This is a genomic window from Thioalkalivibrio sp. ALE11 (assembly GCF_000381205.1).
Classification (GTDB): Bacteria; Pseudomonadota; Gammaproteobacteria; order Ectothiorhodospirales; family Ectothiorhodospiraceae; genus Thioalkalivibrio.
In genome coordinates, this window is the sequence record NZ_KB906180.1 from 23,734 (window position 1) to 33,558 (window position 9,825).

Sequence of the window (9,825 nt, forward strand, 5' to 3'; positions counted from 1 at the left end):
CGTCTTAATCCCTTTGTCTTCAGGGCTGTCGTTCAACCTTCATTGTGTGCTATCGCACACTACCGCCGAATGTCTTAATCCCTTTGTCTTCAGGGCTGTCGTTCAACGAGATAGGAAATGGCTCACCAGACTCAGATCAACAGTCTTAATCCCTTTGTCTTCAGGGCTGTCGTTCAACAGTTCGTCGATGCATATTTGGCGGAGGAACTCGGCGTCTTAATCCCTTTGTCTTCAGGGCTGTCGTTCAACATAGCCAAGGGCGGCAAGGGATGCTGTGCGGTTCGTCTTAATCCCTTTGTCTTCAGGGCTGTCGTTCAACAAGAGCCGGAATGGGTGTCTGCGTCGCAGACAGGTCTTAATCCCTTTGTCTTCAGGGCTGTCGTTCAACACGCGCCTGCTGCACGCCCTTGCGCATGTTCTCCGTCTTAATCCCTTTGTCTTCAGGGCTGTCGTTCAACGGCGCATTTGCGCGAAGCGATTGTGTCCGGGGACGTCTTAATCCCTTTGTCTTCAGGGCTGTCGTTCAACTCAGAACCTTCGCACCCGTATGCGCCGGATCGGCGTCTTAATCCCTTTGTCTTCAGGGCTGTCGTTCAACGGCCCTGCAAATCAAGGATGACAAAGACCGCGCGTCTTAATCCCTTTGTCTTCAGGGCTGTCGTTCAACTCACCCCGCGCTCGTGCAGTACCTGCACGAGCGGGTCTTAATCCCTTTGTCTTCAGGGCTGTCGTTCAACGAGAACAAGATCACGCGCCGGAGGAATCGGGGATGTCTTAATCCCTTTGTCTTCAGGGCTGTCGTTCAACGTCACGGAGGTGCCGTTGGCTCTGTCCCCCGAGGTCTTAATCCCTTTGTCTTCAGGGCTGTCGTTCAACGGCGTGAGAAAGCGAAGGCGGCAGCCGCTGCGCGTCTTAATCCCTTTGTCTTCAGGGCTGTCGTTCAACGAGAAGCTGGATCAAATCCTGAGCGAGTGCTGCGTCTTAATCCCTTTGTCTTCAGGGCTGTCGTTCAACTAGAAAATATGCACCCGCTTGACCTGGCGCGGGAGTCTTAATCCCTTTGTCTTCAGGGCTGTCGTTCAACTGCTCGGCTCGATTGTAGCGCGGGAATCAGTGGGTTGCGAGGGGGGGTTGCAGATGATCCGGGGTGTGCTCGGAGGGGCGTGCAGCGTTCGGGTGCGGGTGGCCGGGCCGTGGCGCGGGGGGAGTCGGGTCGGGTGGTTCATGCGTCGGGTTCTCCGGTCAGGCCGAGGGTGACGCCGTTGCCGAACAGCTGCACGCCGGCCAGCGGATGGGAGCGGCCCAGGGTCTGGTATTCGGGGCTGGCGGGCAGCGGGTACAGGCGAAGGTCATCGTGACGCGGGTCGATGCGGTCTTCGAGGGTGGTGGCGAAGTGCCGGGCGCGGTCGTGGGAGGCCACATACAGGAACACCGAATACTGGACCGGCGTGGCGTGCTGGCGGAGGAAGCGATGAAAACGCTGCAGCCGACGCGGGTCGCTGATGTCGTAGGCGATCAGCCAGGGGATGGAGCGGTTGCGGGCCATGGCGAGTCGTCAGCTCTGGTGCAGGAGGCGGCCGAGCGAGCGCACGGCTTCGGTGAGCGTCAGGTGGTGCTGACGGGTCCAGACCTCGAAGAAATGGAGGAGGCTGAAATCGTCATCCTGCTGTTCGATCAGGCTGCCGGATCCCAGGTTGAGCTCGGCCCAGAGCTGGGGCGCGAGGGTTTCGCACAGGTCGAAGGTACCGTCGGCATCCGCCGGACGCTGTAGCGGGAAGCCGTCTTGCAGCAGGGTGCTGGCGACCCATGCGCTGGTCCAGGGGCGCGCGTCGATCGGGAAGAAGTTGGGGTGTTCGCCGCGATGGACGTATTCGCGCCGGGCGCGCGCCGGATGCACGCGCGGGTTGAGCGTTCGCCGTTGCTGCCATTCCCGCAACTGGCTGTCGCGCCGCGAAATGGCCCAGGCATCCAGGCGCTCGCGCCAGTCGGCATGCCCCAGGAACTGGTCCACCAGCGCCTCGCGGGAAAGGGCGGCGGGGGTCTGCGGCAGCAGCCGGCCGGTTACCTCTCCGTCGCGGTTGATCCAGTGGACGGAGACCCCCTGTTCGATAGTGAGCATCAGCGCCGAGTGGTCCCAGGGTACGGATACCGGGCTGATCACGCGGCTGATGCGCGCTACGGGGATCTGCATGCTGCGGCCGTCGGCATGCTGGAGGTACAGCCCCGGATCCCGCCGGGCGACGCGCTGGATGCCCGGCGTGACGTACAGGGGGATGCGGTCGTTTCCATCAATCGGCATCGGCGGTTTCTCCCGGAGGGGCGGCCTCGGTGGCGGCCTCGCGCACGGCCCGGGCGAGGCGCCGGGTGGTGCGCGCGAGATAGCGGCGGGCCAGCGGGGCCCGGTCTTCCCATGCGCGAAAAAAGCGGGCGCGCCCGGCCTTGCCCAGGCGCATCGCGCCCTGGTCGGTGTGGAAGTGGTCGGGGCGCAGGTCCCGTTGGGCGAAGCGTTCCAGCGCCCAGGCGTCGGCCAGCGGGCGCAGTGGTTCGATGAGATCGGAAGCCAGGGATTCGCGTCCGTGCGCGATTTCGTGCAGAAACCCCACGGCGGGATCCAGCCCGGCAATGCGCGCCGCGCGCACGGCGTCGAAGTGGAGCAGGGTGTAGGCCAGCGAAAGGGTCGCGTTGAGCGGGTCGGGCGGGGGGCGCCGGCGACGCCCGGGGAAGTCGAGCCCGTCGGGGACCAGCTCCGTCAGGCACTCGAAATAGACCCGCGCGGCGGAACCTTCGATGCCCCGCAGGCGGCCCAGTTCGGGCGGTGGCCCGTCGTCGAGCCGGGCGAGGGCCTCGTTCAGGTGCTCGGTGGCGCGCCGGACGGCGCGGCCGTGTTCCGGCCGGTGGCGCGCGTGGCGTCTCAGCCAGAGGCGCTGACGGCGCAGCTTGGCGCGAACGAGACGCGTGGCCTCGCGGCGGCAGAACGGGTCGTGTGCCGACAGCCGGGCCTGGGCCACCCGCGTGCCGGCATTGCCGTGCAGCGGCCCGGCGACCGGGGTGGCGCCCTGGCGCCCGCGGGTGGGCAGGAACAGCAGGTCGATGCCTGCGTTCACCAGCGTCAGGACGACCCGCGAGCTGAGCCGGATGCTGGCCCCGACCAGCACCACGCGCTCCAGCAATGCGAGGGGCACCTGCTGTTCGCGTCGGGCCTCCACGTACAGCACCAGGGTGCGTCCTTCCAGACGCAGCTCCAGATCGCGGCGGTCGACGTACAGGGTGGCCATCTCAGCTCAGCCGCCGTAGAAGAACGTCGGGTCCTGCGGCATCACGGCCTTTCCGTAGACCAGCGGTTCCTGCCGGGGATCCAGGCGCAGGAGCAGGAAGCGGTCCTCGTCCTCCTCCAGCAGAAGGCTCATGTCGTGCAGGAGTTCGCGATGTTCCGCGGGGGTCAGGTGGACCTCGTGGACCGACTTCTGGCCGCCGGTGGCGTGTTCGCGTATGCGCTTGAGCGCCGCCCGCAGGCGGCTGGGTTTGCGCACGTCGTAGGCCGCCAGGTACAGGCTTCTCCGGCTCATGACCGCCCTCGGTGTGGGTGTTGAGAGCAGAGTACAGGCTGTGGGGGTGGGCGTACGGAACAACAAGCTTGTCGTCGCCGCGGCGGGGTCAGCGCGCGGGAGGGGCCTCCAGATCGACGTGCTCCGGCGTGATCTGCAGGGAATAGCGCGCGCCTCCACGCCTCTGCCCGTCCGACCGCACCAGGAACGGGGCGGCCGCCGGGCCGAGGGACTGTTTCAGGCGCTTGTTGAGCATGCTGAGGATGGGGCTGAAGCGCTCGCCATCCAGCGGACGGGGCAGGGCCGGCGGCCCCAGGAAGTCATGGATCTCCTCGGCCAGCGGATCCGGCCAGTCACCCAGCCGGCGCAGGGTGGCCAGCGCATCCCGGGTCCAGTCGGCGTCCGGCGCGCCTTTTACCGGGGCCCGAAGCAGCTGTTCACGATCGGTCGCGTACTTGTAGCGGATCGCGGCCAGCAGGTGGATGAGCAGTTGCGCCCCCGTCAGGGGCACCGCATGCCCGTTCGCCAGCAGGATCCTCCGCTCCAGGTCGTAGGCCAGACGGGCGGTGTCCGGCCGGGTTTCGCGGATGGCCCGGACCGTGTCCCGGTAACCCACGCCCTCGCGGAAGGTGTCGTCCGGCAACGACGCACGCAGCGGTACGAACGGAATGTCCGCCAGCACCACCCGGGCGTCGCGGGCGTTGCACCACTGCGGGGTGCCGTTCGCATCGAGGTAGCGGATCCAGTGGTCGCCGGGCGTGGGGTAGAAGAACTCCGGGCGACCCTCGAACGGCTCGCTCACCAGTACGTGCGAGAGCCGGTCGCCCGGCCGGCCGAAGAGTGACAGCCCGTAGCCGGCATAAAAGCCCATGGTCTTGCGGCCCCCGGCCAGCGACACATGCAGCTCTCCGGAGGGATCCTGCGTGAGCCCGCGGATGAGTTCGACCACGGCATCGGCCGCGATCTCGTTGTCCGCGTCGTCCCGGATGTCGTCCAGTTCCACCCCGGCGGCGTCGTGCAGCACATGGATGCTGCCCTCGTCGAAATGCACCGGGGGCAGCTCGTAGTCCCGCAGCAGCCGCCCGAACCGGTCCTCACCGTCGGGGAGCAGTGTGCGCCGGGCCATGTCCCGCCCGGAACGGGTGGTCACCAGCACGATCCGATCCGGGACCCAGGCGTCGCCACCGGCGCCCCGGCCCACGGCCAGCGCATACAGGGTTTCCGTCAGCACCTGGGGGCTGAGGCCGGTCACGGCAAGCAGGATTCGATGCATGAACAGGCATGTCGCGGGGGAACCAGAGACCAAGGCTACCGCCGACGCACCGGACACGACCAGCCCCCGGAACCCGACAGCCGGGACTGCGTTCAGGGCCGAGGCAACCGGCTCGATTCCTGAACAGATCGACTCGCCCCCTGTCCGTCGAATGCAAGACGCTGCGGCACGGGCGCGACGAGGCCGGTGACGACCAGCAGCTCTACAAACTGGACAGCCTCGGCCAGACCCTGCGCGGCGTGTTCGGAACCACCTGGATGATCAGCGCCCGAGCGCCCACCCGGTCCATGCAGACTCGCGCGCGACAGCACGGGATCCGGCTGATTGGTCCCGACGAACTCCCGAAACTGCGGGACATCGTGCGCCACTGGAAAGCTCGTCCGAAATCCGGGTCCTGAGCAGGCGGACCGGATAGTCCGAGACCCGGAAGTGCACTCGGTGTCGGGCCTTATTGCTCCCCTGCCGGGACAAAGGCCGGCTCGCAAGCTTTTGTGACGGGATTTGTGACAAAAGAGGCCCTGTACAATCGGCGCCCGAGGCTCAACCCCGGGTGAACGCCATGACCGACTCCCCCACCCTCTCCATGTACTCGGCCCTCCAGCAGGCCTTCGATCACTTCAACGTACGGCTGTTCGACAACGCGCTGCCACCGTGTCTGATCACGCTGCGCAGTTCCCGTCGGCAGCGGGGTTATCACCATGCGGAGCGGTTTATATCCGCGGACGGCACCATCATCCACGAGCTGGGTGTGCATCCGGGGTACTTCACGCTGAACCCGCCGGAGGTCGCGCTCTCCACCCTCGTGCACGAGATGGTTCACCACTGGCAGGAGTGCTTCGGCAAGCCCAGCCGCTCGAACCACCACAACCGCGAGTGGGCGAACAGGATGGAGGCCATCGGCCTGGTACCAAGCGATACCGGATTACCGGACGGCAAGCAGACAGGTCGGCGCGTCACCCACTACATCCGGCCGGACGGCCCCTTCGCCCGCGCCTGCGAAGAGCTGCTGGCGACCGGATTCTCACTGCCCTGGTTCGACCGCCACGCTCCGACCGATCCGGAGACGGTCTCCCGGGTCCACGAGGCCCTGGCCGAACAGGGCCTGGGCGTGGCCAGCACGCCGGCACCGGCCGACATTCTCGCGCCACGCGAGGACCCGGAAAAGCCCGCGGTTTTCGGCCCGCCCGAACCAAGACCCGACCCTCGGGTCCGGCTGACCTGCCCGAGCTGCGGCGCCCGGGTCTGGACGCGGCCGGACACTGCCGTGAACTGCGGGGTATGTCTCGACCCGATGGAGGACCTCTCGGGGGAAGGCCGGTAACGCAAACGCACCGGCGGTCAGGTACCACAGTCCTGATAGCGCTCTCGTGCCCGATCCAGTTCCTCCGCGATCGCCTCGCGCAGATGAGTTGGTCCACACACTTCCACACCCGCACCCAGCCCCAGCACCCACCACTTCAGGTGCGCGGTGTCACGTACGGTTGCAGTGACGCGAGAGCGCTCGCTGTCCGCTTCGGGCTCGATGATCTGGTCGTCGGACAGGCGCGCCTCGTGCAGGTGGTAGGCCAATGTCGGACTCACGCAGAGTTCCAGTCGGATGGTGTCGCCCTCGGGATAATCGAATGCGCCTTCCTGAATGAGTTGGTCGAGATCGAAGCCGACGTCCGGATCGCGCGCCGGCACCTCGGTCAGGGCCGCGGCCTCGACCCGGTGCACGGCCAGATGCAGCACGTCCTGGTGCGGTGCGATGGTGGCCAGGAGGTAGGTGACCGGCTCCCGGAACACCAGCGCCAGAGGGCGGATGCGGTGGTCTCGGACCCGATTCTTCGAGCGCGAGCGGTAGGTGATATCGAGGCAGCGGCGTTCCAGCAGGCCCTGCTGCACGGTCGCGAACACGCCCTCCGGTATGGCCGGCGGGTCCAGTGGCGGACCGTTGGGGAGGATGCGCACCCGCTCGGGCCACAGACTCAGGCCGGACGACTGACCCGTGGCTTCCAGCACCTCCCGCGCCCGCGCAACCTGCGGTGCCAGCCGTTCCCGGGCGGACGGCGGCAGCAGGCGTGATGCATGAGCATCCAGGATCTGGAGGGTGAGCGCCGTCTCGGGATCCAGGGCAGGCATGTCCTGCAACGGGGCGTCAGCCAGCCAGTACCAGCCGTATGGACGGTCCCGCTCGTCGCGTCCCAGTGGCAGAAACGCCGACAGCGCTTCGAGGTCCCGCTCGATGGTGCGCAGGGTCGTATCCAATCCCCGCGCCTGCAGGCGTTCGACCAGTTCCGGTGCACTCACCCGGCGGGGTTGCCTTGGCACCATGCCCAGCAGCAGCATCCGCCGCTGCAGCGTCGCGCGCATTCCGTTGCCCTGGGTCATCTCCCGTCCATCCTCTGCCCGTAGGTTGTCCCTCTCACGGTGGAGCCTGCCAGCCGGTCATCACCGGCGCAAAGACGCGACGCCCGCACGCCGAAGCTGAGGCACGACCTTTCAACGTAGCTCATCGATTTCATACCGAATGCGCCCGTCCGTATCGCGAACCCGCGTCGGCGCGGAACCCGGGCCCTCCTCCACGGTGCCGCGTATCCGGCCGTCCGCACCGCGGATGCCCTGCTGTCGCTGGACACCTACTGATCGTGGCGCGCGAGTTCCTGAACCCGGACCTCAGCCGGGCGGCACTGGACCGCTGCCTGCGGCGCCATGGTGTCAGCGACCTGCAGGCACCCAAGCACGAGCAGGCCGGCGAGCCCGTCGAGCCGGGCCACAAGCCGTTCAAGGACTCCGTGCCGGGCTTTGTGCACGTGGACGTGAAGTACCTGCCCCAGATGGCCGACGAGCCCTCGCGCGGTTACCTGTTCGTGGCTATCGATCGGGCCTCGCGCTGGGTCTACCTGGAGGTGCGGCGCTCGAAGACGGCCGAGGCCGCGCGCGGCTTTCTGAAGAAGCTGATCGAACGGGCACCGTTCCATGTCACGCACGTGGTCACGGACAACGGCAAGGAGTTCACGGACCGCTTTGCGGCCACCGGGGAGCGCGAGCCCACCGGACGCCACCCGTTCGACCGGCTGTGCGCCGACCACGGGATCGAGCATCGTCTGATCCGGCCGAAACGGCCGCAGACCAACGGAATGGTGGAGCGCTTCAACGGCCGGATCGCCGATCTGCTGCGCACCCGACGCTTCGGCTCGCGAGAGCACCTGAAAGACACCCTCCGGGACTACCAGCGCCTGTACAACCATCCGATCGGGCAGAAGGCCCTGGGGCAACGAACGCCGGTGGAGACACTCAAGGCCTGGCAACAGGAACGGCCCGATTTATTCCTAAAACGTATATACAACCAACCGGGCCCTGACCCCTTCTTCGCCCCCGGTCATTGATAACACCCAAACATCAAGGGAGGTCTCAACTAGCCTGACCGCGGACGCCCCCTTCGAGACGCTCAAATCCATGCACGACACCGACCACCACCTCAAGCCCGGAATCGACTTAGAACAACTCGATGCAATCGATTACGCCACCAGCGACAATGAGACCGCCCGCCCCCGCAACCAGACCCGGGCCGAACTGTTCCACTCCATCAACCACCACACCCAAAACCTGTCCGCATGAAGGGCTTCACCGACCCCCTCATTCAGACTCATCTTAAGATTGAAAAGCACTACATCGGCTGGATGGCTTGGTTAACACAATTTTTAAATAACAATCTTCAAGTCTTTGAAGAATGGAACCTTTACCTCCAAACAGGATTTGTGCACCATCACGAGAGCCATCCTTGCAGACACAACCGATTCATCAGATGCCCCAACAATGTTGTCCAGTGCGAGACCAATCATTTTCGGCGCTAAATGTGCTTGGCCGTCTGCAACATCGAGCCCAAAAGCGGAAGAATACTCCAAGAACCGCTGCTCCAGACGCTCCCCTTGCCCGGGCTCCTCTTTATCTACGAATCGACATGCTGCCTCGACATAGCAATAACGTACCTGCTCGTCTGCGCCTGCCAGCATCATCGCCAACAATTCCTGATAAGCGGCATAGATTACGGCTTCAGGCTCATTCGGCTCTCGTTTGGCAGCCGCTAGCATCTCGAACACTGTGCCTCTGTTATTCGTAAATGCTTTTTGCACGCGATCCTTGATCAAAGGATCCATGCCAACTTTAACTCTCCTCTTAAACCACCCCATAACAGGACTTCCTCAAAATATTTCCTCAAAATGCTCTGCCTATTGCACCCCACAATCCGCATGAACGTAATATAGCGCAGTGAGAGTCGGCTTGATGACCTGAATAAGATATGGTGTGTAACACGTTCCTAAACACCAAATCTTTCAATGAATTCTCCTATTGATCCAATAAAAAACGCATGCCATTCGGCATTTTGAAAAACAGCTCTATAACGCTTACGCTCTGTTGCAGGCTGAACACCATTGGGATAGCGCTTCAGTAAACCACGGAGAGGCGGGTTTAGCTCAAGCTTAAAAGCCTGCACATGATGACCGCGCACATCGTACTTATACATCGAATCAAGAAGTAGCTGGTCGGACGGACCAATAGTTACGTCTCGATTGGCTCGAACAAAACGAGACGAATAACAGGAGCGCACTAGCTCTTCTGATTCTGCGGCTTGAAAAGCGTTCGAAATGCCCGAGGGGTCACCATTCTCTGGGAAGAACAGCGAAACCATTACTTCCTCCGACCTCAACCCGGAACCTGTTAAAAATCTGACTGTAGCTGTGTTTGTTTCTCTAGATGTCAGGTCTCGCCTGATTGCATACCGCGAGAGAAGGCACCCCTGTTTCATGCCCGGGAGTGGATGAGTATTGTGCCCGATGAGCGAACGGGAGGCTGACCGCATGGCGAGTACGATCCATTCCAACGCCCGCACCACACCCCGGATCCGGCAGGAACTGCAGGAGGCGCCGGCCGGCGTCAGCGACCCGGAACTGGCCCGGCGCTACGGCATCAGTCGCATGACGGTGCGCAAGTGGCGCCGCCGGCGCACCGAGGTGGAAGACCGTA

The 9,825-nt window shown here is 64.3% G+C and carries 12 protein-coding genes, 1 pseudogene and 1 CRISPR repeat array; of the genes and pseudogenes, 5 read left to right on the forward strand and 8 right to left on the reverse strand.

Going from position 1 to position 9,825, the window contains the following annotated elements:
* Window position 1: 1 nt before the first annotated feature.
* Window positions 2-1,084: a CRISPR direct-repeat array (repeat unit 36 nt; unit sequence GTCTTAATCCCTTTGTCTTCAGGGCTGTCGTTCAAC).
* 138 nt (window positions 1,085-1,222) lie between these two features.
* The 5 genes from cas2 to csm6 form a co-directional block, all read right to left on the reverse strand.
* On the reverse strand, window positions 1,223-1,546 hold the full coding sequence (gene cas2, locus F620_RS0112580) for a CRISPR-associated endonuclease Cas2 (RefSeq protein WP_019570828.1): 324 nt from the start codon (window positions 1,544-1,546) through the stop codon (window positions 1,223-1,225).
* Window positions 1,547-1,555: 9 nt separating this feature from the next.
* A complete protein-coding gene (locus F620_RS0112585; protein WP_019570829.1) occupies window positions 1,556-2,299 on the reverse strand; it encodes a CRISPR-associated endonuclease Cas1 in 744 nt (247 codons plus the stop codon).
* Complete coding sequence (cas1, locus tag F620_RS0112590) at window positions 2,289-3,275, reverse strand: CRISPR-associated endonuclease Cas1 (RefSeq protein WP_019570830.1); 987 nt, start codon at window positions 3,273-3,275, stop codon at window positions 2,289-2,291. Before cas1 ends, F620_RS0112585 begins: the two co-directional genes overlap by 11 nt.
* Window positions 3,276-3,281: 6 nt before the next feature.
* A complete protein-coding gene (locus F620_RS0112595) occupies window positions 3,282-3,566 on the reverse strand; it encodes a CRISPR-associated endonuclease Cas2 (protein ID WP_019570831.1) in 285 nt (94 codons plus the stop codon).
* 88 nt (window positions 3,567-3,654) lie between these two features.
* The gene (csm6, locus tag F620_RS15385; protein WP_019570832.1) at window positions 3,655-4,818 is read right to left on the reverse strand and encodes a CRISPR-associated ring nuclease Csm6; all 1,164 of its coding nucleotides are present in this window, start codon (window positions 4,816-4,818) and stop codon (window positions 3,655-3,657) included.
* 8 nt (window positions 4,819-4,826) lie between these two features.
* Between csm6 and F620_RS14895 the strand changes: the two genes are divergently transcribed.
* Window positions 4,827-5,216, forward strand: coding sequence for a Card1-like endonuclease domain-containing protein (locus F620_RS14895; RefSeq protein ID WP_081621773.1), 390 nt, complete (start codon window positions 4,827-4,829; stop codon window positions 5,214-5,216).
* Window positions 5,217-5,377: 161 nt separating this feature from the next.
* Window positions 5,378-6,139 (forward strand): SprT-like domain-containing protein, encoded by a 762-nt coding sequence (locus tag F620_RS0112605; protein ID WP_019570833.1) that lies wholly within the window; start codon window positions 5,378-5,380, stop codon window positions 6,137-6,139.
* 17 nt (window positions 6,140-6,156) lie between these two features.
* On the opposite strand, the gene F620_RS0112610 is transcribed toward F620_RS0112605, so the two are convergent.
* The gene (locus F620_RS0112610; RefSeq protein ID WP_019570834.1) at window positions 6,157-7,188 is read right to left on the reverse strand and encodes a YafY family protein; all 1,032 of its coding nucleotides are present in this window, start codon (window positions 7,186-7,188) and stop codon (window positions 6,157-6,159) included.
* 248 nt (window positions 7,189-7,436) lie between these two features.
* On the opposite strand from F620_RS0112610, the pseudogene F620_RS14430 reads away from it, so the two are divergent.
* Window positions 7,437-8,186, forward strand: a pseudogene (locus F620_RS14430) (DDE-type integrase/transposase/recombinase); the annotation flags it as partial.
* Window positions 8,187-8,256: 70 nt separating this feature from the next.
* Window positions 8,257-8,418: a hypothetical protein gene (locus F620_RS15200; protein WP_019570836.1), complete on the forward strand. Its 162-nt coding sequence runs from the start codon at window positions 8,257-8,259 to the stop codon at window positions 8,416-8,418.
* 83 nt (window positions 8,419-8,501) lie between these two features.
* On the opposite strand, the gene F620_RS0112625 is transcribed toward F620_RS15200, so the two are convergent.
* Both F620_RS0112625 and F620_RS15205 read right to left on the reverse strand, forming a co-directional pair.
* On the reverse strand, window positions 8,502-8,957 hold the full coding sequence (locus F620_RS0112625; RefSeq protein ID WP_155987020.1) for a hypothetical protein: 456 nt from the start codon (window positions 8,955-8,957) through the stop codon (window positions 8,502-8,504).
* 161 nt (window positions 8,958-9,118) lie between these two features.
* Window positions 9,119-9,490, reverse strand: a complete 372-nt coding sequence (locus tag F620_RS15205; protein ID WP_155987021.1) for a hypothetical protein — start codon at window positions 9,488-9,490, stop codon at window positions 9,119-9,121.
* Between the two features lie 145 nt (window positions 9,491-9,635).
* Between F620_RS15205 and F620_RS0112630 the strand changes: the two genes are divergently transcribed.
* The coding region (locus tag F620_RS0112630) for a helix-turn-helix domain-containing protein (RefSeq protein WP_026331465.1) at window positions 9,636-9,825 on the forward strand (190 nt) is incomplete at its 3' end.

Bases quoted from the DNA above. Each gene is read 5' to 3' on its own strand.
- F620_RS0112585 (WP_019570829.1), bottom strand. From the start codon at position 2,299: ATGCCGATTGATGGAAACGACCGCATCCCCCTGTACGTCACGCCGGGC.
- F620_RS15200 (WP_019570836.1), top strand. From the start codon at position 8,257: ATGCACGACACCGACCACCACCTCAAGCCCGGAATCGACTTAGAACAA.
- F620_RS15205 (WP_155987021.1), bottom strand. From the start codon at position 9,490: ATGGTTTCGCTGTTCTTCCCAGAGAATGGTGACCCCTCGGGCATTTCG.
- csm6 (WP_019570832.1), bottom strand. From the start codon at position 4,818: ATGCATCGAATCCTGCTTGCCGTGACCGGCCTCAGCCCCCAGGTGCTG.
- F620_RS0112610 (WP_019570834.1), bottom strand. From the start codon at position 7,188: ATGACCCAGGGCAACGGAATGCGCGCGACGCTGCAGCGGCGGATGCTG.
- F620_RS0112595 (WP_019570831.1), bottom strand. From the start codon at position 3,566: ATGAGCCGGAGAAGCCTGTACCTGGCGGCCTACGACGTGCGCAAACCC.
- cas1 (WP_019570830.1), bottom strand. From the start codon at position 3,275: ATGGCCACCCTGTACGTCGACCGCCGCGATCTGGAGCTGCGTCTGGAA.
- F620_RS0112605 (WP_019570833.1), top strand. From the start codon at position 5,378: ATGACCGACTCCCCCACCCTCTCCATGTACTCGGCCCTCCAGCAGGCC.
- cas2 (WP_019570828.1), bottom strand. From the start codon at position 1,546: ATGGCCCGCAACCGCTCCATCCCCTGGCTGATCGCCTACGACATCAGC.
- F620_RS0112625 (WP_155987020.1), bottom strand. From the start codon at position 8,957: ATGGATCCTTTGATCAAGGATCGCGTGCAAAAAGCATTTACGAATAAC.
- F620_RS14895 (WP_081621773.1), top strand. From the start codon at position 4,827: ATGTCGCGGGGGAACCAGAGACCAAGGCTACCGCCGACGCACCGGACA.